Here is a 26,174-nt window from a genome sequence, read left to right as displayed (position 1 = left end):
TTAATGTGCTGCACTTAGCCAAATTGCTAATTTTTTATTTAATGAGTCAAAGTTAAGGGGTTTTGTTAAATAATCATCCATGCCAGCATCTAAACAGCGTTCTTTGTCACCCTGCATTGCATTGGCAGTTAGTGCAACAATATTGACTTTCTGATGTGCTTCGCCAGCTTTTCCTAATCTTATTGCCTTTGTTGCTTGATAGCCGTCCATTTCTGGCATTTGGCAGTCCATTAGCACTAGTTCGTAAGGGGCATTCTCATTATTTGCTAGTTTTGTTATTGCCTCAAGACCATTTTCAGCAATATCAAAACTAATACCTGCTTGTTTGAGTAAGGCGCCAGCAACCACTTGGTTAACTTTATTATCTTCGACTAATAAGACGCGAGATGATGTACTCGAAGCTGGCATGGAAATTTTAGCGATGCTTTGTTCTTTATTTACTTGTTGTTGCTCAATATACTTTTCGTTAGCCAAAGAGTTAAATAAGTCTGAAGGGGTTAAAGGTTTAAATATAATACTTTGCGCTTCTAAAGTTTGTTTAGATTGCTCTTCAGTTAGGCTCATAGGTGCCATTAAAATACATTTACATGCATTGTTATTATAATATTTTTGGAACGCTCGTTGCTCTGATTGTTCTGCTTGCATATAGAGTTGGTAATCTATAAAAACTGCATCGCAAGGTGGCTCTTGAGAGTGGGCCGCACGGTTAATCAAGCTTGGCATATTGCCAATAACTTCAACTTTTGCTCCCCATAATTGCAATTGTTTTTTAGTAATGCTGCTACTGAGCTTGCAGTTGTCAGCAATTAAAATACGTTTTTTATCAATTAAGTGACTTGGCTCATGCAGCTGCTTTTGGTAGTCAAATTTTACTTTAATTGAGAAATTGAACGTGCTGCCTTCTCCATAAGAACTGACAACATTTACATCGCCGCCCATTAGAGTACAAAGCTGTTTAACAATGGCAAGACCAAGGCCTGTGCCGCCATATTGCCGGGTAGTTGAAGCATCAGCTTGAGTAAAAGAATCAAAAAGAGTTGCTTGTTTTTCTGGTTTTATGCCTAAGCCATTATCAACAACAGAGCAATTCAGATATAACTCGTTATCAGTAGTTTCAAGTTTGGCTATCACGACTATCTCACCGTCTTTTGTGAATTTAACTGCATTACCTATTAGGTTATTGATGATTTGCCTAATACGATTTGGGTCGCTTATGATAAATTCACGTTTGATATGAGTTGCATCTAGTAACAGTTTGGTATTGTTTTGCTCTGCTTTTATAGCAAATGATTCAATGGTATCGCCTAGAAGTTTAGATATATTAAAACTCACGTTTTCGATATCGAGCTTACCAGCTTCAATTTTTGAAAAGTCTAAAATATCATTGATAATATGCAGCAATGACTCTGCTGATGACTGTGCCAATTCAAGATGATGGCTTTGTTGTTTATCTAATTTTGTTTGTTTAATGATATTAAGCATGCCAATAACCCCATTCATCGGGGTGCGGATTTCATGGCTCATACTTGCTAAAAATTCACCTTTTATTTTTACTGCTTGTTCTGCTGCATTTTTCGCTTGAACTAGCTGATGTTCAGTTTCTATACGCTGTTGGCTTGCATGTAAGCTACCAATAAGTGCCGCAACTGCAATTAAAAAGTTTTCCTCGTTTTTACTCCAATGTCGTCTTGATGCGCTGTTCTCTGCGCACACCACTCCCATACTTTTACTCCCAGTCGGAATGATTGCAGTAAGCATGGAGCGAATATCAGCGCGATCAAAATAATTGCTAGCTAACTCCTTGGTAAACGGGTGGTGATATGCATCACTCGCATTTATAACGGCGTTATTGTTAATGGCATCAAAATAGTTAGGGTGTTCTATTTGCTGTAACGACACTGCCCGACTAAAACGCGATTGATTTTGATCATGACTAGCAAACGAGTTAAGCGTTTGTCGGTCTTCGCTAAATAACCAAATGCTTGCTCGATCAACCTCTAGTGCTTGGCATATCGCTTTTACAATTACATGCTTAGATAAGTTTAAATTACCCGTTAAGACGGCTTCGTGAACAGTTAATGAGGCAAGTATTTCGTTGTGCAAGGCAATTTTATTGTTTTCAAGCTCAACACGTTTGCGAGCATCTATGTTTTGTAATGATCCAAATAGTTTGATGCAGCGGCCATTCTTATATTCAGATTCGCCATGCGCTAAAACCCAGATAGCTTCGCCTGATACTGTGATTATTTGGACTTGAGTTTCAAAGCTTTCACCTTCTTTTATCGCTTTTTCGATTAAGTGACGAATTTTGTCACGGCTGTAACCGGGTTTAAAATAGTCGAGATTGGTTGGCCATTGTGGTTGTTTATTGAGTGGCAACTTAAAGATTTGTTTAGTCATATCTGACCAATAAACAGCTTTGGTCTCGAGGTTAAATGACCACGCACCTACTTTTGCTAGGCTACTCATTGTTTCGAGCATTCGCTCGCTTTTGTATTGGCGCTCGAGCATTTTTAAAAAGAACACACAAGCACCCGCAAATAATATACATACGATAATTATGGCGATACGTAACGGCCAAATGGCTGATTTTGGTGGATGCCAACCTGCTTTCGGAACAGCATACATACGCCAATTCCCGCCAGGGAAATTAATGCCAAAATTAAGTGGTGTGTCATTTAAAATAGCGCTATTTCCGTAGAAAAATTCCCCCTCAGCACCTAACCCGTTGCGACCCTGTAACGCTATGTCGTAGTGCTTATTTAAAGCTAGAAGCCCCGAATTGTTATAAACTTTATCAATATCGAGTACGACAGAAAGTAATCCCCAAAAGTGCTGCTCTGGTGGTGTAAAAATAGGCATGCGAGCTATTAAGGCTTGACCGCCTTGTACTAGTTCTAAGGGGCCTGCCATGACAATTTTGTTTTCATCGCGCGCCTTAATTGCATCGTCTCGCTGCGCGGCGTTTTCTAGAAAATTGAGACCAATTGATTTCTCATTTCCTTTTAGTGGGTAAGTCATCTGAATGATCATGTTTGGTGCAGCGCCGATATTTCTTAATTCTGAAGAGGTTTCGAATAATGGCGTGGCAATTTGAGAAAAGCGGCTTTGATTTAAATTTGGCTCAGCAGCAACTGCGACGGCAAGGCCGCGAACAAGTTGAATATTAGAGATTAGAGTCGCCTCTAACTTTGCACGGTAAGCGCTAACTCGCGCAATCTCCTGAGCACGGAATGCATCTTTTTCTCGGCTATAGTTTAATTGATCGATGATTAAGCCAATTACAATAACTAGCGCAAGTGAAAACCAAAAGGCTAACTTTAGTTTTTGCAGTTTTTTATTATCGGTTTCAGTTGCTAATGGCATGAGAAAGATTGATTTCTAAACTATTTCCCTACTATAGACAATTTCTGAGGCAATTAACAATCATCAGCTAATCAAGAAAACTAAATTTAAATATTTGGATAGCAACACTATTTTTTCACAAAACTCAGGTTAATATAGCAGGTTAATACAGTGTTACTTTAGCGCAAGGGTAAATGGCATGTTCAAGATAATCAAATGGTTATTAATAGGTTTGTTCGTTGTGGTGTTACTCGCAACAGGGCTTGTTTATGGTGTATTAAATCTAAGTTTACCGGCTCTTGATGGCCGGGGTAAAAGCGACGCTATTTCGCAATCAGTGAAGATTGAACGAGACACTTTAGGGCTGGCTGTTATTCATGCCGAAAACCGTTTAGATGCAGCCTATGCTCTTGGTTTTGCGCATGGTCAGGACCGATTCTTTCAAATGGATTTACTGCGCCGTAATGCCGCAGGTGAGCTTAGTGAATTATTTGGTAAAGCTGCTGTTGGGCTTGATAAAAAAATGCGTTTTCATCAGTTACGCAAACGTAGTCAGATTGCTGTTGCGCAGTTACCAGCAAAAGATAAAGCGCTATTAAAAGCTTACGCGAATGGGGTTAATGAGGGTCATGCGCAAGTAGGTTTTGATAGTTTTGAATATTTACTGACTGGCGCTGAAGCAAAACCTTGGCAAAGTGAAGACAGCTTACTAATCATTTTTAGTATGTATTTAGATTTGCAAACGGCTACCTTTGAACGCGACAAAACACTGATCGAAATCGAAGATCTCTACGGTAAGGCGATGGTCGACTTTATTACTCAGCCTAGCCTTTATCAAGCGGCGCTCGATAACAGCCTATTAGCACCTTATAACGGCGGTATTCCAAATCTCAAAGACGCTCAATGGGCTATGACTGAGATTGCAGAGCGCAAGGAGCTTGGTAGTAATAACTGGGCAGTTACTGGGCAGTTAACTGAAACTGGTGCTGCAATGTTGTCAGACGATATGCACTTATCATTTGCAGTACCAATCATTTGGTACCGTGCCCAGCTCAATTATCCACTCAATGGTGAAATGCAGCAAATCACCGGTGTGTCTTTACCTGGCGCTCCAGCAATTGTAGTTGGTACCAATAATAAAATAGCGTGGGGGTTCACCAATGGTTATTTAGATACAGCCGATTGGATAGCCCTTGAGAGTAAAGAGAAAACGTGGCAGATAGATGAACCCATCTTACTCAATGACGGCAGCATTGAAAATTATGCTTTAACCATGAGTGAATATGGCCCAGTAAAAGAAATTAATGGCAAACCATACGCACTAAGTTGGGTTGCTCACCATGAGTATGCGGTTGATATGGAATTACTTAAGCTTGAGCAAGCAAGTACGGTTGATGATGCACTAGCGCTTGCGGCTGAGGTGGGTATTCCTGTCCAAAATTTAATGGTTGTTGATGATCAAGGGAACGCCGCTTGGAAGAATATGGGAGCCGTTCCAGCCCGTAAAGAGCCCCATCAATTAGCGGTGGCTGAGCAAGCGTATCCTGCAGCGTGGCATGAAAACGAAACGCTGCGTCCATTTGTTAAAAACCCAGACAGTGGCCGATTATGGACGGGCAACTCACGCGTTGTTTCCGCAGAGGATGACCAGCGCTTTGGTAATGGTGCTTATGCCATGGGGGCTCGCTCGGCACAAATTCGCGATCGATTATTTGAAAAGCAACAGTTCAACGAACAAGATTTTTATGACTTACAACATGATAATGAAGCTCGATTCTTAACAGCTTGGCATAAACTGCTGGTCAAACAGCTCAGCAACGCAGGCGATAAATATGCGCTGTATTTAAAAGAGCTAAATAATTGGCAGGCGTGTGCTTGTAGCGATTCAATTGGTTATACCTTAGTAAAGCGTTACCGCAGTGAAGTAATTAATGGTTTATTTAGTCCATTAGAGAATAAGCTAAAAGCCCTCGACAGCAGCTTAAAACCAGTAAAACGAGACTTAGAGCCTGCTGTTTGGCAACTTATCGAAGCGCAGCCTGAAGCATGGTTAAACCCAGAGTATGCAAACTGGAATCAGCAAATGCTAGCTGCATTTGATCGCGTTATCACTAAACTAACCGAGCAGTACGGTAACAACCCGCACAGCTGGGAGTGGGGTAAGGTCAACGAGTTAGTGATTGAGCACCCATTTGCCAAGCAAATACCGGTACTTAAAAGCTTATTGAATATGCCTACGGCGCCTGGGTTTGGTGATACCTTTATGCCTTCAGTACAAGGGCGTAGTTTTGGTGCTTCGCAGCGCTTTATTGTTCAACCAGGGCATTTAGATAAAGCGATTATGGCTATTCCGGGTGGGCAATCTGGGCATCCATTGTCAGAATTTTATCGTGCCGGGTTTAACGATTATGTCAGTAATGGTTTAACGCCATTATTGCCGCAAGAGATTGCACATAGCATTACTATTGAGGCAATTAATTAATCTTCATTTTCAAAAAATGTACTTTGAGCATGCACTATCGTGGTCTTATTACGGCCAGAGTGCTTGCTCTCATACAGCGCTGAATCTGCATACTGCAGCATTTTTTCTATGGGAGTAAGGGGTTGCCATTCAATTAAACCAAAGCTCATAGTTACTTTTAAATCCGGACAGTCAGGGTGAGCTTCCAATGCTGCTATTTTTGTACGCAAAGCTTCAATTTTTGCAAAGGCTTGGCGTTCATTAGATTGAGTAAGTATTAGTAAAAACTCTTCTCCGCCCCAACGAACTGCAATATCATCCTCGCTCATGAATTCACTGATGAGTCGTGAAATATTCACTAAAATAGTATCACCTTTATCATGCCCGTAATTATCATTGATTCTTTTAAACTGATCGATGTCTGCCATGGCCATGCAAAGAGGGCTGTTATTATTTATGCAACTTTTGCGTGCATTCATAATTAGCTTTTTAGCAAAGCGGCGATTGAAAAGTTTTGTAAGAGGATCCCGGGCTGCCATTTCCGTTAACTCTAGTCGTTGTGAAAGAGTAATCTCTCTAATAAAGCCCATGCCATAAATCATAGGTAAGCCAGCAATAATTATATTAATTATTTTAATATGGGGAAGCAGCTCAGAGTAAGCAAAAGGGTAGTTTGTATTTGAAAAAAACACATACAACAATGCAAAAGCAATGATCATTAACACGCTATACAAAGAAGCTCGCTTTAGAGTTAGTTGATAGTCGATCATTAACAGGCAAGACACAGTCCATAGATAAAATTGAAATCCTGCATCTAAGCCAAGCATTGCACAAACAATGGTTGAGTGAATAACAACTTCAAGACAAAACACACGAAGAGCTAAGGAGGTTAAACCTTGTTTGATTAGAAAAATTCCCCCAGCCCATGCACACACACTTAGAACATTTACTATTGCCAAAGTAACTGCACCAATGTGAGCGAAAACGGGAATTAGCACAACGTGGACTGCGAGTGCAAAGTAAGCAATCTTCAAAATAATAAGAAACTTAACATGCTCTATTTCTTGTAACTCTGATTGCTTAGGTTGTTTTAAGAGATGTTTTAGCAACCGGACCTCTTAGACAGCTAGGTGTAAAAACTAGTATAGATTAAAATTTAGGCTGTGAAGAATTAAAGAGATTTCTGTTTCTTTAATTCATTTAATTTAATCGGGTTAAACACTAGTTCACTTCGTTTTTGCTAAGCTTTAAGCTTGGCAGGACTGTGAATTAATGCCACTCTAATCAAACCATCATTGATATCGGCTTGCCGTTTGCCTTGATAATATTTTCGTGCCTAAAAAGGAGTAGTTATGCCGGCGGAAAAAACGCATTTAGAGATTTGTAATCTAACTAAAGAACAGTACCCACAAATAAAGACCCTCATGGATCAAGCTTACCCAGGGCTTGGAGGTGCTTGGCCAAGCCATACTATTTTTAGGCTAATAGACCAGTTTCCGGAAGGGCAAATAGGCATTGTAGACGATGGTGTTTTAGTAGGCATCGCCTTGAGTGTACAGGTTGATTACGCGCGCTTTTCTAACCCACATACCTACGAAGATATTGTTGATGGTCACGACCGTGTATTTAGTGATCCTGAAGGTGATGCACTTTATGGTTTAGATGTGGTGATTTCATCAACTCACCGAGGGATGCGACTGGGTCGTCGCTTATACGATGCGCGTAAAGAGCTGTGCCGTCAGTATAACTTGCGCGCTATTTTAGCGGGTGGACGTATTCCGCGCTATTACAATCACAGTGCAGAGATGTCTCCGATGGAGTACATCGAAAAAGTTGACCACAAAGAGCTGTATGATCCGATTTTAAGCTTTCAGCTATCTAATGATTTCCAAGTTAAACGTTTACTTAAAAAATACCTTCCTGAAGATCAGGAGTCAGTTGGTTATGCCACTTTACTAGAGTGGAATAATATTATGTTTGAGCCGACTGATACGGTACTTGAGTCGACCAAATCAATTGTCCGTGTCGGTGCCGTACAATGGCAAATGCGTTGTGTTGAGTCTGTTGAAGAGCTGCTCAAGCAGGTGGAGTATTTTGTTGATACAGTATCAGACTATAAAAGTGACTTTATTCTGTTTCCGGAGTTTTTCAATGCCCCGTTAATGGGTCTTACCGAGCAAAGTAATCAAACTGAAGCGATTCGCTATTTGGCCGAATACACAGAAACCTTCCGTGATGCGATGTCACGCATGGCGGTTGAATATAATGCCAATATTATCACCGGTTCTATGCCACTCGCTGAAGACGACAAGATTTATAATGTTAGCTATTTATGCCACCGTAGCGGTAAAATTGATGAGCAGCGTAAAATTCATATTACCCCTCACGAGCAAAATGACTGGGTGATCCAAGGCGGTGATAAAATTGCTGTATTTGAAACCGATGCGGGTCGTGTCGGTATTCAAATTTGTTACGATGTAGAGTTTCCTGAATTGTCGCGTATTCTCGCTAAACAAGGGTTAGATATTTTGTTTGTGCCATTTTGGACAGATACAAAAAATAGTTACTTACGTGTACGCCATTGTGCGCAAGCACGTGCAATCGAAAATGAATGTTATGTTGTGATTGCAGGCTCGGTTGGGAACTTACCTGAAGTAGAAAGCTTAGATGTACAGTATTCGCAATCAGCAGTGCTTACCCCTTCTGACTTTTCGTTCCCGCATGATGCAACCTTGAATGAAGCAACACCGAATACCGAAATGTTGTTATTCAGTGATTTAGATATGGATAAACTGAAAATCCTTCACAGTGAAGGTACGGTAAGAAACTTAAAAGACCGCCGTGAAGATTTATATGATGTAATTTTGAAAAAGCGAGATCAATAATGGCGTGGTTGTATTTAATTGTCGCAGGTCTGTTAGAAATTGGCTGGCCTGTAGGCCTTAAGATGTCTCAACAGGCAGACAGTCGCTGGTTAGGCATTGCAATAGCCGTCGCCTTTATGGTCGCTAGTGGCTTTATGTTGTGGTTGGCGCAAAAGGATATTCCGATGGGGACATCCTATGCAGTATGGACAGGTATTGGTGCTGCTGGCACTTTCTTGGTTGGTATTTTATTTTATGGGGATGCCGCCACTTTTGGCCGCATTGCTGGAGTACTGTTGATAATTAGTGGTGTAATAACCCTAAAGATTAGTCATTAAAAAAGCGGCATAGCCGCTTTTTTAATGACTAGGAATAAGCCTAATTGGGTAGCATTACAAGAATGGCAGCCAGTGCAATTAACACAAGCCCCGCCGTGTCTTGGCGTTTTAACGGCTGTTTTAACCAAAGAATCGATACCATAATGGTAAAGAATACTTCTATCTGCCCCAGTGTTTTTACATAAGCAACATGCTGCAAGCTCATGGCGCTAAACCAACCAATAGAACCTAAACAGCTACAAATACTAACAGCGGTCGTGGTGCCTTTGTGTTGCCACATTTTCTTAAAAGTATCGCGCTCTTTGAATGTAATATACACGCATAGCATCAGTGTTTGTAAACTGATTATCAGCACTAACACCCAAGCTGCAGAGTGCGGAAAAGTCAGCCCTGAACTTAAACTTGCTTCACGGATCCATGATGAAGAGAGAGCAAAAGAAGTGCCGCAAGCAAGCCCAAGCAGTGCGGTGCCCAAATTAAAGTGTTTAACATTCGCGATGCCACTTAATAGCAGTACCGCAATTGCACCAATAAATACGCCAACCCAGCCCAGTAACGACAGTGCTGAGCCAAAGAACATGACACCTAAAATGGCCGCCATTAGCGCTTCACTTTTAGCAAGCCCTGCACCGACTGCAAAGTTATTCATTTTAAACAGCTTTACCATTAAACCTGTGGCAACAATTTGGACGATACTGGCGCCAACAATGTAGCCAATAAAAGCCAGATTAAAGTCAGGAAGTGCGGCGTCTTGATATTGATAAAGTGCAAATAAATACAGGGCAGCAATTGGGCTGGCAACGATAAAGCGAGCAAGCGTTACCCCGGCAACACTCACTGTTGCACTGAGTTTGCTTTGCAAAGCGTTGCGCCACGACTGCATAAATGCCGCAAAAATAGTTAAGAAAATCCAAGTCATATTGAAAATAAATTAATGAGGAGTATTTATACCCAAGCCACCTCAAGATGTGAGTTTCAGTTGGAATTAAAAGCGATTTAGGCAAGGCATTGATTGCAAGTAATAGTGGTTCTATTGTTAAAATCAATAACGCAGTATAAATCGCTTTTAAACCAACCCTTTGGGCGCTTCACAGGCACTTACTCTCATCGTTGTTACTTCTTAAAAGGGACTGCCATTCTTGCAAAGTACCGCCTTGATATTAAGCTCCTGTGAAACGCTGAATTCTGCATCTTGAGGAGGCTCGGGTATATAGTAACAAAACCAAAGTGTTAGAGCATCAGCTTATCGACCAACTTGAGAAAAACTCAGCTGTGACAATATGCCGCAGGGCTTTTATGCTGACTTTAGACTATAGTGACAATGATGCTATTGCTGGCCGCTGCTGTTATATGTAGCGGCTTTTTTTTGTTTGCGTTAGGGTAAGCTAAAACAGTTAAAAAATAAGGAAATATCATGACCATACTGATTATCTGCGCACTCATCGCAGTACTCATCCCCTATTTGGCCAAAGCGCCTGTGGCTTTTGCACAAAATAAGTTGTCAGGCTACGACAATAAGCACCCACGCGAACAACAAGCTAAACTAACCGGCTTTGGTGCTCGTGCGTTGGCAGCACATCAAAATAGCTTTGAATCGCTGATTATTTTTGCAGTAGCGCTAGCAGTTGTGATGGGTAGCAAGAATGTTTATCAGGTAACTGAGACCCTTGCGATTGTGCATGTTATTGCCCGTGTGTTGTATTGTATTTTCTACTACATAAACCAGGATATTTTACGTTCATTAGTTTGGCTTGTTGGCTATGTTTGTGCTGTGGCTATGATTGCTCTTTGTCTTTAGCGATAGAGCTAGTAGTCAAAAACCACAAAGCAAGCGGCTTAAATAAGGCGCTTGCTTTAGGGTCTTAAGTGATTGCTTTTACTTAGAGCTAACTTTAATTTTCTCTATTAAATCCTTTGCTTGGTAGTTTTCGTCTAAGGCGAAATCGAGTTGTACTAATGCGTTTTTAAAGCCGGATTCAGACGGCGCATACTGCCATTTTTTTAAGGCTCTTTTCGCTTCTCGATTGAAAACACCTTCAGGCTCTGCACTTACCACACTTACATTGCTGGTGGCGCCGCTTGGTAAAATATCGTATTTCAAAACGACTGAACCGCTAATACCTTGCTCTGCAGCTTGAATAGGGTATATCGGCTCTACACGCATAACCGCTTGATAGTCTTTTGTCTTTTCAACTGACATCGGCTGTTTTGCAATGGCAAAGCTGCTAAGCATGCCCGCTGTAAAAATAACTAACGCTGTTTTTGCGATAAATGAGCTGTTGTCGATCTGCTTTATTTGATTTAGACGTTGTAACATGGTGTTTTTATCTCCGTATTGTGAATAAGCCATTAAGCCTGTTCTGCTAAAGCTTGCACAGTGCACTAATGCCTTACTGTATAAAATTCGTTGTTCTGTTGATTTATTTTTGAGTACTTGCTCATCACATGAAAGCTCTTGAATACGGCGCAGACTTGCATAACCAAGCCAAGCGACAGGGTTAAACCACAACAAAATAGTGGCACTTAAAGCGATGGCATTAATTAGGTTGTCTTTGCGTTTAATGTGCACTGATTCATGCTCTAAAATAAGCGCTAAAGCATGGTTATCGTAGTGACTTTGATAGTTTGTAGGCAGCACTAGCTTGGTATTTAAAACCCCTACAACCATAGGTGAGCTCACTTGGTTGCTTTGGTATAAGCGCATACTTTGATTGCTGTGATGATCAAGCGTAATTGGCGCTAACTGCAGTTTTGCTAGAAAACGGTAATGAAAATATACGGCAGTGATCAGCAGTGCGGCACTAATAAAGCCATAAATAGCAAACCAAGTGAGCGTAAACTGCGGCATTATTGCTGTGTTTGGCGTGATAGTCAGCTTACTGATAAAGTCGTTTTGAATTGGCTTTAAGTGCTCTGGTAGGTTCGCTAACAATAAACTAATTGGTAAAAGCGCCCACAGTGTATAAACCAAGCGTGCCGATAGCTGGCTTAGTAACTTTCGCTCTAACAGCAATAAAAACATAATTGCAGATGAGATCAAAAGTTGTTGATCTAACAGCCAATTAAAAAATACATCTAACATAACAACGCCTTATTTTTGCTGTTTTTCCCAATCATCAATGACCTTTTTCAGCTCATCAATATCATGTTGCGAGAGTTGCTCTGATTTAGCAAAGCCACTCACCAGTGGCGCAATACGGCCATTAAAAAAGCGTTCAATAAAGCTTTGGCTTTCTTTTAATGTGTATTCTTCACGGGCGATGCAAGGGGTGTAGTTATATTGGCGGCCTTGTTTCTCGAAGCTAAGAGCGCCTTTTTTAACTAAACGGCTTAGTAGCGTTTTAATGGTTTTTTCGTGCCATTCTTTATCGTCACTTAAACGCGCAATTACTTCACTAGCTGTGGCTGGGTAGCCAAGCCATACTGCATCTAATACTTCGAATTCAGCTTTAGAAAGTTCAATCATTTTTATGCCTACAGATGTAATCTTTAATTTAAGATTACACGTGTAATCAATTAATGCAAACTTTTTTGTTAGAGAATGTCACTTTTTTTGATACTGACTATCTGTCCTTCGGGCAAATTCAGCGTGGTGAGTGACAGTTTTGCGATATCTGTGCGGTAAAGGTCGATGACTTTGTAGCCACAAAAACGTGCCATTTTTCGTATTTGCCGATTTAAACCTTGTTTTAAGACAATGCAAAACTGCGTTTCGTTGACTTGAGTCACCGTGCAAGGGAGGGTTATTTGCTTATCGACAGGCACACCGCCCGCCATTTTTTTACAAAAGTCGCTATCAAGGGACTTATCAACGGTGACTAAATAGCGTTTGGGTTGGTGGTAATCAGGGTGGATCAGTTGATTACAAAACTCACCGTCATTGGTCAAAATCAACAAACCTCGGGAGTCTTTGTCGAGCCGGCCAATTGGGTAAACGCGAGTGGTTTTAGGCAGGCTATGAATAAGGCTTGTTGGGTCATCAGCATTTAATTTGCAATCTATACCAACAGGCTTGTGATAAGCAAAGTAGGTGAGTGGTGCCTTAGCTAAAATTTTTTCGCCAAGTACAATCACATCATCGTGCTCATCAACATGATCTATATGATTTGCGGCACGGCCATTTACTGTTACCTCACCTTGATCTATCAAGCGCGATGCTTGCTTTCGAGAGCAAACACCCGCATGGGCAATAAATTTAGCAAGTCGTACTTTTTCTGGCATGAGTGATTTTTGTACAATTAATTTGATCACAGTATATCAAAATCACGTATGAATAGTTCCACCACCAAAGAGGAATGCACATGCCTATCAAATTATCAGAGCTTGCAGCTCACCAACCACTGCAAAAGGTTATCCTTCATTCATTAGAAATGGCATTGTATCAGGTGTCTGTGATGATCAATAATGTTGAGTATTATGTTACTGATGAGCAAGGTGAGTTTATTCGTGATATTAGCCCGTTGCATATTCAAAAACGCCTTGATCACCTAAGTTATGGCGATATGGTTTTACGCCACACCAGTGCTTATGATGAAATGTGCGGTCAGCCCGAAAAGCTGGCCAGCAACATGCTCGAAGTACCCTATGGCAAGAACCACTTATACTGATTAACGATATAAGCGTATACTGAGTATATGTATCAATTAAAAAGTGATGACTCAGCTGATCTCAACAACCAGCTAAGAGAACATATTGTGGCTTTCAACGCCGCGCATTTTAATGCCGAGCGTACTCCTTTAGGTTTTAAGTTCGTTAATAAGCAAAACACTGTTGTTGCTGGTATTCATGGTCAGGTATTTGGCAATTGGCTGCTTATCAGTTGGCTTTGGTGTGATGACAATATGCGTGGTAAAGGACTTGCGACACGATTACTCAATGAATTAGAGAGCAAAGCTAAAGCACTTGGTGCAAGCACTGCTCAACTCGATACGCTCGATTTCCAAGCTAAACCCTTTTACGAAAACAACGGCTACCTAGTTAAATATGAAATGCGTAACTACCCACTCGACGGCTGCCGTTATTTTATGGAAAAAAGCCTTTAACTATTGGCTTTTACTCACTTCGCTTTTAGCACGTCTTGCTCGGTAAAAGTAATCCCTAAGAAAGGGGTCGCTTCAGGGGCAAGCATAAAGGTGCGAATGTTCATATGGTCTTGCCCTTCAGGATTGTGTAATACGTCATTATGATAAAACGCGCCAAAGCAATCTAGGGTGTTTTGTTTACTCAGTTGATTTAGCTTAGCAAAGGCAAAAATTTTACACGAGCCATTATTTTCATTTGCCGCGCTTAGCAGGCCATGATTGTTAAAACCACTTGGGGTAAAGTCATAATTGTTGTCTATGACCGCCATGGTATCGGTAAACTCAATTTGCTGCGGTGTGCTTGCTAATTTCGAAAGAAATTCGTTAAGAGTCATTGCTTGTCCTTAAAAATTGTTCTTTATCAACTCTAACTCATTCACTTGCTGATTGATATTAAACTTAAAATTCTCTAAAAAGTTCATACCTAGTAAACCATACCCGGCATGATTTTCTATTACCAGCACTTCAAAATTACGAATACGTTGTTGACCGACTTGAAACGACTCGAGCTGATAACGCTCTGCTTCAACAATTCCATTAGCTGTGTTTACTTGTAAGGTGCCAAGGTAATTGGCTGGGGTGTTAAGCGAGTTTAATAATGTTTGGTTAATTACAGTAAAGCTAGCGCCGGTGTCGATCATCAGCTCGGTTTCGATATCATCGTTGATAATACTGTTCACCAAATAGTGCGAACCTCGAGCAGTTAATTTTATAATTTCAACACCTGCGAGGGCTTGTTGAATCAACTGATGTAATTGCTCAGCCTGTTGTTTATAGTCATGATCTTCGGGTAGTTGATCTAGGGTTATTTGGCTCGCGACATAATCTTCTAAATGGTAGTTAGCTAATGCATTGTTATATAAGTAATGCGCGTTGCCAGGCGCGTAATCAAGCCATTGTTGACTAATATTAAGTAGGGCTTGCCATTGTTGCGTTGCAATAAGTTCATCAATATAGGATTTGCTTAGCTCGTCTATTTGTTTGTTAAGTTGTTGCTTATCATTGCTGTCTAACTGGTTGCTAAGCGCCAGTAAATTGATAATACCTTGTTGGGTATCACCTTGTGCTATTAAACGCTTTGCCTCAAGTTCAAGCATGGTGACATCGTAAGGGTGACTATTTAAAAAGGCCGTTAAAAATTGCTCACTTAAGGTGAATTTTTGATGGGAAAGCCATGTCTCAAGTTGTTGTTGCCAAATTTGTTTAAGTTGCCTTGCATAGTGAGGTTCATTAACAAGCAATTGGGTGTACTCGGCCACCGCTTTGTCGAATAATTGGTTGCTAAATAGCGCAACAGCTTGTTGAAAGTGGGCTGGTAAAACCGCGCTTTTCTTGACTATGGGAGTGGTTGCTACAGTCTCAATTTGTTTTGGCTTCGCGGGGTTAAACAGTTGCCAAATAAAGTATCCGTTTAAGCTAAGAGAGCATAGCAATATTAATTTAAGAAAAGCATTCATCCGTTTTGCCCAATCATTTAATCTTTGTTATTTACTTACTCAGCATAAAACACATTTTTTAAAGTCGTTACTTTTTAACTAAATGATTGAGCGCCATGATATTGCTTATTTCAATATCTGCTAACCCTTGATAACGATATTGCGTTGCTTGGTTATTAAGCCAAACGCTTTGGCAGCCGGCATTATTGGCGCCTTGCACATCAGTATCTAGGCTATCGCCAATGTGCAAAATTTCCTTGTGAGGCACCTTTAAGTGTTTGGCTGCGCTATCAAATAAGGCGCTATGCGGCTTCGCTTTTCCGTGTGGGCCTGCTTGTAAAACTAACTCAAATACACCATTAAGGTTAAACTTTTCTACTTCGACATTACCATTGGTGATGGCGATGAGGCGGTAGTGTTTACTGAGATTAGTAAGTAATTCAAGTACTTCATCAGTAACGGTTATTTGACTGCGGGCATCAGCGAATGCCTGATAAGCATTTTCGGCATGCAACTGAGCTTGCTCTGCTGAAAAACCCAGATCGGTCATGGCATAGTGTAATGCTGCTTGTCGCCAGCGTGTAACGTCATCAATTAAAGTTGCATCATGTTTTAAAGCATTATCGCGGCATGTTAACCAGTAGCTCATGCTATCGGTGGGCCATTGTTCTAGCGCTTCGAGGTAATCAGCTTGTGCTTGCAAGGCTGACTTTATGATCGGATGGTTGTTGTAAAGTGTGTCGTCTAAATCAAAACTTAAAACAGAAACTGGCGATAGGGCACGGTTAAATCGGATCATAATGGTAAGGGTTTACTCTGATGTTGAGCGCTTTTTAGCGCGTGGGTGGGTGTTATCGTACACTTTAGCTAAATGCTGAAAGTCTAAATGCGTATAAACTTGAGTTGCAGACAAACTACTGTGTCCTAACAGTTCTTGTACGGCACGCAGATCCCCTGATGATTCTAAGATATGTGATGCAAACGAGTGGCGTAATTTATGCGGATGCACTTGCGAGCTGATCCCTTGCTTAATGCCCCATTCTTGCATCCGTAAGCGAACTTGGCGTACGGAAATTCGCTTTTTTTGGCTGCTAACAAACACGGCTATTTCATCAGGATGTGCAAATTGAGGGCGAATTTTCAGCCATGCTTTTAATGCACTGAGCGCTTTGCTGCCTACAGGTAATAAACGTTCTTTGTTACCTTTACCACGGACTAAAATTTCGCCTTCAGTCGGGTTTATATCTTGTATGTTAGCACTAACTAACTCGCTAATGCGCAGACCCGAAGAGTACATTAATTCCATCATGGCTTTGTCACGAATAGCTAAAGGCTCATCATCTGGCAGTTCTAGTAGCTTAGCCATTTGATCTACGTCTAAATTTTTGGGTAAAGGCTTGGAAAATTTTGGCCCTTTAATGGCCTCTGCCGGATTGTGATAATGTGCCTGACTGGCTATATTTTTTGCTTTTAAGAATTTATATAAACTGCGAATACAACTTAGTTTTAAACTGATTGTGCGACCACTTAATTGTTTGCTGCGCATTTGCATGCTGTAACGGCGAATATGCTCACCTTGAACAGCAAACCAGTCTTCACATAGTTTACTAAAGTACAAAGCTGCAAAGCCCAGCTGGCTAGTGTATTGGTTTACTGTGTGCGCTGAGTATTGTTTTTCGTAGCGTAAGTAGTCTGCAAATAGTTGGATGGGTGTTCGCCAAGCATCACTTAATTCATCAATGTCTGGCGTCGTCACATCGCTCATGCAAGTTCCAATAAGCGCAGTTGCAATGAGCGCACAAACTCAAGGACAAAAAAGCTGTCTTTTGCCGGTTCGAAGTGATTTACGTCATCACTACCAAACGCCAAAATTGCCACAGGGTGTTTCGTGTTACCAATTAGATATAAAGCAGTCGATTGAGTCGTGTCTGAAAACAGTAAGTCTCTTTCTTGTTGGCTTACTCGACCCAAGTAAATGCCGTCGTTTTGCAGGCGATGAGCAATTAATTCATCAAACTTTTTATCGTACTTAACTAAGTGGCATTCGTTAATGGATGGGTTCGTGCAGATAATATTGCGCAAGTTGCTAGCCAGTGTCGTAAAGTCGTAGTTAGTCCATAACTGACGATGACAGTCGCTAAATAAGCGGTAAATTAACTCGTTTTCTTTTGCTTGTTCAACGAGCTGCTCAATCTTATTTTTTAATAACGTATTGTGTTCACGTAATTGGCGCTGTTGAATATGCACCAAAGACGTTGCTCCCGCCGTTTGCTGTTGTAGTTCAACTTCAGCGAGCACATCAGGGTTTTTAATAAAAAAATCAGGGTGTGCTTTTAAATATTCAGCAATTTGTTGTTCTGTTAGTTTGCTCATAGTGCCACTTGTCCATCAAAAACATGCTCAGCAGGGCCTGTCATTCGTACAGGGTGGCCTTCGCCTTGCCAACGTACTTGTAAACTGCCGCCGGGCAAGTCAACTTGTACGGTAGTAGCAAGTTTATTCTGAATTTGACCAACCACGACCGCAGCACAGGCACCTGTACCACAGGCTAAGGTTTCACTAACGCCACGTTCCCACACTCTTAGTTTAATGTGATCTTGCGAAATTACCTGCATAAAACCAACATTTGCGCGTTGTGGAAAGCGTTCATGATTTTCAAGCAGTGGGCCTAAGGTGGTGACTTCTGCGGTATGAATGTCATCAACTTCTAACACGCAATGCGGGTTACCCATCGATACTGCGCCACTAAATACCGTATGTTCTTCCGTGCGAAGAATATAGGTCAGCTCACGCTTGCTGGCTTTTAATGGGATTTTGTTCGGTTCAAAATTGGGGTGGCCCATATTTACCGTTACTTGACCATCTTTCTCTATATAAAGCGTGAGGTTACCAGATTTTGTTGAAACCGAGATTTTATGCTTATTGGTTAGGCCTTTCATACGTACAAAACGGGCGAAACAGCGCGCACCGTTGCCGCACTGTTCAACTTCGTTACCATCGGCATTGAAAATACGATAATGAAAATCGAGATCAGGAGAGTAAGGGGCTTCAACCATAAGCAGTTGATCGAAGCCAATGCCGAAATGGCGATCTGCCAGCTTCTTTATTTGATCACGTGATAAAAAAACATTTTGAGTAATGTTATCAATAACGACAAAGTCATTACCTAGGCCGTGCATTTTTGAAAAATTAACTAACATAACGCTCTAATTCGGGTTTGCTCTGAGCTAATCATGCCACAGAGCAGGGCGGTTATAAAAACGTTTATGGTAAAATTTTCTCACCTTGCCAAAGGCTTTCTAAGGTTTCGCGTTGGCGAATTAAATGGCTTTGCTGACCATCTACCATGATCTCTGCAACACGCGGGCGTGAGTTGTAGTTTGAGCTCATAGTGAAACCATATGCGCCAGCGCTGCGCTGCGCTAAAAGGTCACCGGCTTGAAGTGCAAGCTCACGGTCTTTACCTAAAAAGTCGCCGGTTTCACAGACTGGGCCGACAATATCGTAGTTGTAAGTAGGCGTATCATCTGCGCGAGGTTCAACTGGCACAATACTTTGCCAAGCTTGATACAGCGATGGACGCAACATATCGTTCATGCCTGCATCAACAATAGCAAAGAACTTATCTTGGTTTTGTTTAATAAACTCAACTTTAGTAACTAAAATACCTGCGTTGGCTGCAATCGCACGACCAGGTTCAAAAATAAGTTCTAAATCTTGGTAGTCTGCTAATCGAGCGGTAATTTTATCAACATACTCGCTTGGATGAGGAGGCGTTTCGCCATTATAAGGCACGCCAAGACCACCACCGATATCTAGGTGAGTTAGCTTGATGCCAACCGCTTTTAACTCTTCGATAAGAGTCAGTACTTTTTCAAGTGCTGCTAAGAAAGGTTTTATTTCCGTTAGCTGCGAACCAATGTGGCAATCTACACCAGTAATTTTTAAACCGGGTAATGATGCTGCATGTTGATACACAGTCACCGCAGTTTGAATATCAATACCAAACTTATTCTCTTTTAAGCCGGTTGAGATATAAGGGTGCGTTTTTGCATCTATATCTGGGTTTACGCGAATCGAAATCGGTGCCACTAAGTTAAGATCCGTTGCCACTTTTGAAATACGCTCAAGCTCAGCCACTGACTCAACGTTAAAACACTTGATCCCCAATTCAAGTGCATAGGCAATTTCGTCTGCGGTTTTTGCAACGCCAGAAAACACAACCTTACTTGCGTCTCCGCCTGCTTGGATAACACGCGCAAGCTCACCTTTTGAAACGATGTCAAAACCTGAACCAAGTCGCGCTAAAATATTCAGTACGGCAATATTTGAGTTGGCTTTTACGGCATAGCACACCAAGCTCTTATGTGACTTAGCAGCGTCTGCAAATGCTAAATAATGACGTTCAAAGGTTTTGCGAGAATAGATATAACAAGGCGTACCATATTGTTCGGCAAGCTCTTTGACAGCGATGTCTTCAGCGAACAGCTGATTATTATTGTAGTTAAAAAAGTCCATCTATTGGTCCTGTTTTTGCTCTGGTTGTTCGGATGGATCAGCTTGTGGCTGAGACTTTGCAGGCGGCTTAGTATCATCTGGCAGATAAAGAGCACCACTTTGTCCGCAACCTGCTAGGGTTAGTAGAAGGGCGCTTAGAGGTAAAATGGTTTTTAATTTTTGGCTATGAGTCTCTTTCATTAGATTAATACGGTTGCTGGCTTTATAATCGCAGAGTAACAGAATATTTAAAAAATGCAGCTATTCGCGGATGAATTTATTCCTGTTACACTTGATGTACACAATCTGCCCCCAGATCTAGGCTTAAAGCCAGTTAAAGGACACTAAAATGACTGATCATGAATACCACACACTAGCCGATGCATTAATGCTAACTATTGAAGAGCAAATCGATGAATGTGATGCCGATTTAGACTATGAATCAGCGTCAGGTATTTTAGAAATCATCTTTCCTGATCGCAGTAAAATTGTGATCAACAAGCAAGCACCATTACACCAAGTTTGGGTAGCGACTAAATTTAATGGTCACCATTTTGAACTACGCGACGATAAGTGGATTGATAACCGCTCAGGTGCAGAGTTTTGGCAATTTATGTGTGATGCGGCAACTCGCCAAGCAGGTCAAACAATTGAATGGCGTTCTGAACTATGAGTTTAGAGTTTGTTGAATATCCAGCACAAGGTGATCACAAAGCAACGGTTATCTGGCTACATGGTTTAGGTGATTCAGGTGATGGTTTTGCGCCCGTTGCACCGCAACTTGCTTTACCAAAAGAGCTTGGTGTGCGTTTTGTGTTTCCACATGCGCCAGTGCAACCGGTCACCTTAAATGGTGGGATGGCAATGCGCTCTTGGTACGACATTAAATCAATGGATTTAGATAAGCGTGCTGATGAGCAAGGAGTGCGTGAATCTGCTGCAAAAGTGGCTGCAATTATTGACCAAGAAATTGCAAAAGGTATCGCTCCTAACAAAATTATTCTTGCCGGTTTTTCGCAAGGGGGTGTGGTATCGCTGCACTTAGCGCCACGTCTAGATTTTAAATTAGCGGGTGTAATGGCACTTTCAACCTACATGTGTGTGCCTGCAAAATTTGCCAATGAAGCCAAGCAGCAGGGGTTAAACATTTTTATGGCACATGGTCGATTTGACGATGTGGTACCGCATAGCGCAGGCAGACAAGCATTTGACGTGCTTAGCGCAAATAACATGGAAGTAAGCTGGCAAGACTATCCGATGGCGCACCAAGTTTGTGGTGAAGAACTGATGGCTATTCGAGAGTGGTTAATTGCTCGCTTGAGTTAATTTTTGGTTTTAGAGGCCAACATGACAAAGAAACTTGTAATTACAGCAAATATGAATACCGTTGAACCAGTTAATTCAGCGCCGACGGCAGTGACTTATCAATGGCATTGGCGACGCATCTTTATGGTTAGCAGTGTTATCTTAGTTGCGCTGGCTATATTAGTGTATAGCTTTATTGGCGCTGTAAATGCAGAGCAATCACCGCAAGATGAGCCGCAATCAGAGTTTGCAAATGCTGAGCTACAAGCGCCTTTGAATGACGCTGAGCAAGAAGAGCCAAAAGAAATCGTCGCACCGCCAATGAATGAGCAAACACCGCTGGCTGATAACACAGAAACAGCTAAAGCAGAGGTCGTGAGCTCAAACATTGTAGAACCTGACGTTACGACAGTAGAGGCTGAGATCGACAGTGAAGAGGTTATTGATGAGCAACAACCTGAAACATTAGCCGTTATTCCTGATGAAGAAGCATCACAAACTGAACAGCAAGTTGAAAATGCAGCAGCACCTGATGCTCAGCAGCAGTTTTCACGGTCAGCACATATTGCCAGTGTCGCAATTGGCGCAAAAATAGACACAGATAAAGTAAGCCGCGCAGTATTAACTACCGATGTTGTTGATCGAGAACCAGTAAACGTTTTAAAAAACGATGTAAAATTAGCGCAAATTAGCAGTAGCCTGAGCTTTTTTAGCGAGCTTAGAAATATGCAGGGACAAACTGTTCGTCACCAATGGTATTACCAAGACCAACAGCTTGCTTCGATTGAATTGGCCGTAAGCAGTCCACGTTTTCGTACTTATTCAACGAAAAACATCATGCCAGAGCAACTGGGTGATTGGCGTGTTGAAGTTATTGACGCAGATGGCAACTTACTGGCCCAAAAAGAATTTAGAATTTTAGCTGAGTAATATTTAGTATCAGCCTGATAATTAATTGGATTTTTCATGACACAGACAACAAAACTAGTTCGTATCGCGACCCGTAAAAGTGCACTTGCTTTATGGCAGGCTGAATTTGTAAAAGCTCAACTAGAGCACTTCCATGACGACGTAACGGTAGAGTTGGTTCCTATGTCGACACAAGGCGATATTATCCTTGATACACCACTGGCCAAGATTGGTGGTAAAGGCTTATTCGTAAAAGAGCTTGAGCAAGCCATGCTTGATGGTCGCGCAGATATTGCGGTGCATTCAATGAAAGATGTGCCTGTTGAGTTTCCTGAAGGTTTAGCATTACACACAATTTGTGAACGTGAAGACCCACGCGATGCGTTTGTATCAAATAACTACAAGAGTTTAGATGAGTTACCTCAAGGCGCTATTGTTGGTACATCTAGCTTACGCCGCCAATGCCAAATTCGCGAAGCGCGCCCTGATTTAGACATTCGTGACTTACGCGGTAATGTTAATACGCGTTTAGCAAAACTAGATGATGGACAATATGATGCAATCATCCTAGCTGCAGCGGGTCTAATTCGTTTAGAAATGCCAGAGCGTATTACAGCTTTTATCGAGCCAGAGGTATCATTACCAGCAAATGGTCAAGGTGCTGTGGGTATTGAGTGCCGTATTGATGATGAAGTAACAAAAGCACTGTTAGCGCCACTTGAACATAATGAAACACGCATTCGTGTTAATGCCGAGCGTGCTATGAATCGCCGTTTAGAAGGTGGTTGCCAAGTACCTATTGGTGCATTTGCATTGGTCGATGGTGAGCAAGTGCATTTACGTGGTTTAGTGGGCGCTATTGATGGTAGCCAAATGCTACGTGATGAAGTGACAGGCCCAGTGGCTGACGCAGAGCAGTTAGGTATTACACTTGCTGAAAAGCTACTTGAGCAAGGTGCTGATAAAATTTTAGCTGAAGTATATAGAGACGCTTAATATGCATATTTTGATAACTCGTCCAGAAGGAAAAGGCACTGAGCTTGCTCTTGAGCTTCAGCAGGCGGGTTATCAAACAACCCTGTGCCCAGTCCTTACCTTAGATTACCTCACAGTAAATAGTAGTGAGCTCGCGCCGCTAGAAAATGCCGATAAAATCATTTTTATCTCGCAAGATGCCGTGCATGCCTTGTTAAAACTCACACCAACCATCAACAAAGCAGCGCAACTTTATGCGGTCGGTCAGCAAACGGCTGATGCGGTTTATGAAGCCTTTGGGCGACGAGCCGCAGTGCCCAAACAGCATGATTCAGAAGGTCTGCTTGAATTAAAAACACTACAAGATGTTGAACTAAGTAACATTGTTTTAGTGAAAGGTGAAGGTGGACGCACGACCATAGCAAAAACGTTAAAACAACGTGGTGCTTTATTAAATCAATTGGTTGTTTACAAGCGAAGCGCAATTGAGAGCGAACCGGGCAAGTGGATGGACCACTGGCAAACAATTGATGTAGAAGGTATAGTCATTACCAGTAATGCAGCGGTGGATGCCATTTTTAATGGTTTAAATGAGCCTCAGCTTGCATGGTTGAAAGAGCGACAATTTTTCGTTGCCAGTGAGCGTATCGCAGACTATTTAAAGCAACAAAATGTCGTAAGAACACAGATATATATTGCTGCAGGGGCGAGCGACAACGCTATGTTCACCTGCATTAATCAGCAAGGTAGCAAAATGAGTGAAGCAGAATCAAAACAACCCGCAAAGCCAGTGACTGCACAGCCAGAGAAAAAAGCGCAAACGGCAAATACTGGGGCAAAAGCGCCTGTACAAGCTAAAAGAGGCATCAGCAAAACAGGTAGCTTAGCGTTACTTATTTCACTTTTAGTGGCTTGTGCAGTTGGCTATGAGTTTTATCTAAAATTAAATAGCGATCAGCAATCGGCTGTGGCATTGACTGAGCTGACAGATGAAAACCTTCGCTTACAGCAGCAAATTGATGCATTAAAAAGTGCCCAACAAACAATGCAGCACTCGCTTTATAGCAGTGAACAAAAGGTCACTGATGCACTAAATGAAAGTGCTGAGCAAACACAGCAGCAATTACAAGCGGCTTTAAAGCGCGCCGACCAGCAAACTTTCACGCTTAATCCGCAAGAAGTCACAAGCTTGCAGCGTATGGCCGAATTTAAATTGTGGGCAGAGCACGATTACCAAGGGGCTGCTGCTGTGTTATCTCGCTTAGATAGCTTACTTGCAGAACACCCGGGTACAGGCGCTATTCGCCAAGCAATTCACCAAGATTTACAAACCTTGAATGCCATAGAGTCTGTGGCTGTTGAAGCAATTTATTTAAAACTACATGGCATTAATCAAAAAGTGGATGAACTGGTATTTAATGCTATTTCACTCCCTGAAGAGGTCGTCAAAGAAGACCCAAATCAATTAAGTGAAAATGTCAGTGAGTGGCGTCAAAACCTTGCAAAGTCGTGGCAGCAGTTTAAAGACTTCTTTGTTAAAGTGCGCACACGTGAAGATATGGTTATCGCACCATTTTTAAGTGAGCAAGAGCGTCACCTAGTAAAACAGCGCTTAAGTTTATACTTAGCTCAAGCGCAAGATGCGGTATTAAGTAAACAAAGTAGTGTGTATTTTAGTGCTGTTGATGCTGCTCATAGCTTGGTAAAAGATTACTTTAAGCAAGATGATGCGCAAACAAAAGCGGCCTTAAAAAGTCTTGCTGAGCTTTCGAAAGAGCAGCTCGATTTTAGTCCAAAAGTGTCACTACAAAGTACTGAGCAGGTGAAGGAGTGGGCACAATGATCCGCTTTTTATTAATCATTATTGCAATAGCAGTCTGCTTAGGGATTGCCCCTTTTTTTATAGATCAAAAGGGTTATGTACTAATTGCCTTTAATAAAACAACCATTGAAGGGACTATTTGGGGCATCACAGCACTTTTAATATTAGCATTCGCTGCACTGTTTTTACTTTATAAGCTTTGCCGTTACGTAATATCTTTATATAGCCATACACGCCATGGCTTTTTTGCGCGCAGTGAAGAGCGTAAACAAGCGGCTATTGAGCAAGGTGTATGGAGCTTAATTAATAACGATTATGCACAGCTTGAGCTTGCACTTGATAACAATAGTGTTGCAGATAAGTGGAGCGATATACGTTATGCGCTTCTTGCTAAAGCGGCATTAGCTAATAATGAGAGCGAAAAAGCGGTTAGTTATCTTGATAAAATAAGCCAGGATAAGCAGTTAAAAGTGGCTAATTTATGGATTGCTAGCGGTGAAACCAGCACCATTTTTGCTGACCTTAAAGCGTTAGCTGAGCGCAAAAAAGCCACGAGTTTAGAGCTTAAAATGTATGCCCATGTATTGGTAAAAGAGCAAAAGTGGGCGTCATTGAATGACTTTATGCCGCGTTTATTGCGCAAGAAAACACTTTCAGAGCAAGAGTGGCAACAACTTTTTGATAGTTACTTTGCAGCTCAATCAAACGGAGATTTAACTGAGCGTTATGAGCAATTAGCCAAAAACCTGAAACCACATGCTGAGGTAAGCTATTTAACGGCGATGGCGAAGGCAGGTGAGTTAAACAAAATTGAGCTAAGCTTAATTAAAATGATAAAAAAACCGCTGCAACATAAAGACTTAGCACGTATTTTACGTACTAGTAGCGCTGGCGATGCACTCAAGTTGCAATCAAGTTTGCAGGATGTATTAAAAAAAGATACCGAAAATACAGATTTACTATTAGCCCTTGCATGCTTAGCAAATGCGCATGGTGAATATGACTTAGCTGCGCGGGTGTTTGATAAAGCGCTTAATGCTGATAACCGCCATGCCTATTTGCAGCAAGCGGTTCTTAGTTATAGTAAGAGTGCCCAACCAGAAAAAGCATTGGTACTCTATCAATAATTTTACTTCAGCCG

26 protein-coding genes are annotated in these 26,174 nt (G+C 41.6%); 12 read left to right on the top strand and 14 right to left on the bottom strand.

Annotated elements, in window-relative coordinates; genetic code table 11:
- Nucleotides 1-3,366, bottom strand: a complete 3,366-nt coding sequence (locus tag L1266_RS14205; protein ID WP_235377753.1) for an ATP-binding protein — start codon at nt 3,364-3,366, stop codon at nt 1-3.
- Between the two features lie 178 nt (nt 3,367-3,544).
- Here L1266_RS14205 and L1266_RS14200 point away from each other — a divergent pair, with 178 nt between their 5' ends.
- Nucleotides 3,545-5,827, top strand: coding sequence for a penicillin acylase family protein (locus L1266_RS14200; protein ID WP_235377752.1), 2,283 nt, complete (start codon nt 3,545-3,547; stop codon nt 5,825-5,827).
- On the opposite strand, the gene L1266_RS14195 is transcribed toward L1266_RS14200, so the two are convergent.
- Nucleotides 5,824-6,915 (bottom strand): GGDEF domain-containing protein, encoded by a 1,092-nt coding sequence (locus L1266_RS14195; RefSeq protein WP_194442860.1) that lies wholly within the window; start codon nt 6,913-6,915, stop codon nt 5,824-5,826. The genes L1266_RS14200 and L1266_RS14195 overlap by 4 nt on opposite strands.
- A 243-nt stretch (nt 6,916-7,158) precedes the next feature.
- On the opposite strand from L1266_RS14195, the gene L1266_RS14190 reads away from it, so the two are divergent.
- Nucleotides 7,159-8,691 (top strand): carbon-nitrogen hydrolase family protein, encoded by a 1,533-nt coding sequence (locus L1266_RS14190; RefSeq protein WP_166341431.1) that lies wholly within the window; start codon nt 7,159-7,161, stop codon nt 8,689-8,691.
- On the top strand, nt 8,691-9,008 hold the full coding sequence (locus L1266_RS14185; RefSeq protein ID WP_054554646.1) for a DMT family transporter: 318 nt from the start codon (nt 8,691-8,693) through the stop codon (nt 9,006-9,008). The genes L1266_RS14190 and L1266_RS14185 overlap by 1 nt, the downstream gene beginning before the upstream one ends.
- Nucleotides 9,009-9,048: 40 nt before the next feature.
- Here the strand turns inward: L1266_RS14185 and L1266_RS14180 are convergent, their stop codons facing one another.
- Nucleotides 9,049-9,927 carry a DMT family transporter gene (locus L1266_RS14180; RefSeq protein WP_199529878.1) on the bottom strand — a complete coding sequence of 293 codons (879 nt, stop codon included), beginning with the start codon at nt 9,925-9,927 and terminating at the stop codon, nt 9,049-9,051.
- 495 nt (nt 9,928-10,422) lie between these two features.
- Between L1266_RS14180 and L1266_RS14175 the strand changes: the two genes are divergently transcribed.
- On the top strand, nt 10,423-10,806 hold the full coding sequence (locus tag L1266_RS14175; RefSeq protein WP_235377751.1) for an MAPEG family protein: 384 nt from the start codon (nt 10,423-10,425) through the stop codon (nt 10,804-10,806).
- Nucleotides 10,807-10,884: 78 nt separating this feature from the next.
- On the opposite strand, the gene L1266_RS14170 is transcribed toward L1266_RS14175, so the two are convergent.
- From L1266_RS14170 to L1266_RS14160, 3 genes are all read right to left on the bottom strand, one after another.
- On the bottom strand, nt 10,885-12,090 hold the full coding sequence (locus tag L1266_RS14170; protein WP_187491284.1) for a M56 family metallopeptidase: 1,206 nt from the start codon (nt 12,088-12,090) through the stop codon (nt 10,885-10,887).
- 9 nt (nt 12,091-12,099) lie between these two features.
- Nucleotides 12,100-12,474 carry a BlaI/MecI/CopY family transcriptional regulator gene (locus tag L1266_RS14165; RefSeq protein ID WP_054554650.1) on the bottom strand — a complete coding sequence of 125 codons (375 nt, stop codon included), beginning with the start codon at nt 12,472-12,474 and terminating at the stop codon, nt 12,100-12,102.
- Between the two features lie 68 nt (nt 12,475-12,542).
- The gene (locus L1266_RS14160; protein ID WP_209328448.1) at nt 12,543-13,229 is read right to left on the bottom strand and encodes a pseudouridine synthase; all 687 of its coding nucleotides are present in this window, start codon (nt 13,227-13,229) and stop codon (nt 12,543-12,545) included.
- An 80-nt stretch (nt 13,230-13,309) separates the two neighbouring features.
- Here L1266_RS14160 and L1266_RS14155 point away from each other — a divergent pair, with 80 nt between their 5' ends.
- Nucleotides 13,310-13,615, top strand: coding sequence for a DUF6482 family protein (locus L1266_RS14155; protein ID WP_138618770.1), 306 nt, complete (start codon nt 13,310-13,312; stop codon nt 13,613-13,615).
- A gap of 27 nt (nt 13,616-13,642) precedes the next feature.
- Nucleotides 13,643-14,050 carry a GNAT family N-acetyltransferase gene (locus L1266_RS14150; RefSeq protein WP_235377750.1) on the top strand — a complete coding sequence of 136 codons (408 nt, stop codon included), beginning with the start codon at nt 13,643-13,645 and terminating at the stop codon, nt 14,048-14,050.
- 14 nt (nt 14,051-14,064) lie between these two features.
- Here L1266_RS14150 and L1266_RS14145 read toward each other — a convergent pair whose 3' ends face one another.
- From L1266_RS14145 to lptM, 8 genes are all read right to left on the bottom strand, one after another.
- Complete coding sequence (locus L1266_RS14145) at nt 14,065-14,424, bottom strand: HopJ type III effector protein (protein WP_194442865.1); 360 nt, start codon at nt 14,422-14,424, stop codon at nt 14,065-14,067.
- 9 nt (nt 14,425-14,433) lie between these two features.
- Complete coding sequence (locus tag L1266_RS14140; protein WP_138618764.1) at nt 14,434-15,546, bottom strand: retropepsin-like aspartic protease; 1,113 nt, start codon at nt 15,544-15,546, stop codon at nt 14,434-14,436.
- Between the two features lie 67 nt (nt 15,547-15,613).
- Nucleotides 15,614-16,324: an HAD-IA family hydrolase gene (locus tag L1266_RS14135; RefSeq protein WP_235377749.1), complete on the bottom strand. Its 711-nt coding sequence runs from the start codon at nt 16,322-16,324 to the stop codon at nt 15,614-15,616.
- A 12-nt stretch (nt 16,325-16,336) separates the two neighbouring features.
- Nucleotides 16,337-17,290, bottom strand: coding sequence for a tyrosine recombinase XerC (locus L1266_RS14130; protein WP_235377748.1), 954 nt, complete (start codon nt 17,288-17,290; stop codon nt 16,337-16,339).
- Entirely contained in the window at nt 17,287-17,898 is a 612-nt protein-coding gene (locus tag L1266_RS14125) for a DUF484 family protein (protein WP_063700662.1), read from the bottom strand. The genes L1266_RS14130 and L1266_RS14125 overlap by 4 nt, the downstream gene beginning before the upstream one ends.
- Nucleotides 17,895-18,725 carry a diaminopimelate epimerase gene (dapF, locus tag L1266_RS14120; protein WP_063700665.1) on the bottom strand — a complete coding sequence of 277 codons (831 nt, stop codon included), beginning with the start codon at nt 18,723-18,725 and terminating at the stop codon, nt 17,895-17,897. Before dapF ends, L1266_RS14125 begins: the two co-directional genes overlap by 4 nt.
- Nucleotides 18,726-18,789: 64 nt before the next feature.
- A complete protein-coding gene (gene lysA / locus L1266_RS14115; protein WP_119854055.1) occupies nt 18,790-20,043 on the bottom strand; it encodes a diaminopimelate decarboxylase in 1,254 nt (417 codons plus the stop codon).
- Nucleotides 20,044-20,223 carry an LPS translocon maturation chaperone LptM gene (gene lptM, locus L1266_RS14110; protein WP_054554660.1) on the bottom strand — a complete coding sequence of 60 codons (180 nt, stop codon included), beginning with the start codon at nt 20,221-20,223 and terminating at the stop codon, nt 20,044-20,046.
- 148 nt (nt 20,224-20,371) lie between these two features.
- On the opposite strand from lptM, the gene cyaY reads away from it, so the two are divergent.
- Genes cyaY through L1266_RS14080 form a run of 6 tightly spaced genes read left to right on the top strand, consistent with a single transcriptional unit; the run spans nt 20,372 to nt 26,160 of the window.
- Entirely contained in the window at nt 20,372-20,695 is a 324-nt protein-coding gene (cyaY, locus tag L1266_RS14105) for an iron donor protein CyaY (protein ID WP_054554661.1), read from the top strand.
- A complete protein-coding gene (locus L1266_RS14100; RefSeq protein ID WP_235373327.1) occupies nt 20,692-21,348 on the top strand; it encodes an alpha/beta hydrolase in 657 nt (218 codons plus the stop codon). Before cyaY ends, L1266_RS14100 begins: the two co-directional genes overlap by 4 nt.
- A gap of 21 nt (nt 21,349-21,369) precedes the next feature.
- Entirely contained in the window at nt 21,370-22,257 is an 888-nt protein-coding gene (locus tag L1266_RS14095) for a DUF2914 domain-containing protein (RefSeq protein WP_235377747.1), read from the top strand.
- Between the two features lie 36 nt (nt 22,258-22,293).
- Nucleotides 22,294-23,232, top strand: a complete 939-nt coding sequence (hemC, locus tag L1266_RS14090) for a hydroxymethylbilane synthase (protein WP_054554664.1) — start codon at nt 22,294-22,296, stop codon at nt 23,230-23,232.
- A gap of 1 nt (nt 23,233) precedes the next feature.
- The gene (locus L1266_RS14085; RefSeq protein ID WP_235377746.1) at nt 23,234-25,054 is read left to right on the top strand and encodes a uroporphyrinogen-III synthase; all 1,821 of its coding nucleotides are present in this window, start codon (nt 23,234-23,236) and stop codon (nt 25,052-25,054) included.
- The gene (locus L1266_RS14080) at nt 25,051-26,160 is read left to right on the top strand and encodes a heme biosynthesis HemY N-terminal domain-containing protein (RefSeq protein ID WP_138618745.1); all 1,110 of its coding nucleotides are present in this window, start codon (nt 25,051-25,053) and stop codon (nt 26,158-26,160) included. The genes L1266_RS14085 and L1266_RS14080 overlap by 4 nt, the downstream gene beginning before the upstream one ends.
- The last annotated feature ends 14 nt before the right edge of the window (nt 26,161-26,174 follow it).

The organism is Pseudoalteromonas sp. Cn5-37, assembly GCF_021532495.1.
GTDB classification, from domain to species: domain Bacteria; phylum Pseudomonadota; class Gammaproteobacteria; order Enterobacterales; family Alteromonadaceae; genus Pseudoalteromonas; species Pseudoalteromonas simplex.
The sequence above is the reverse complement of the archived record's forward strand: the minus strand, read 5'-3'. Positions and strand labels throughout refer to the sequence as shown.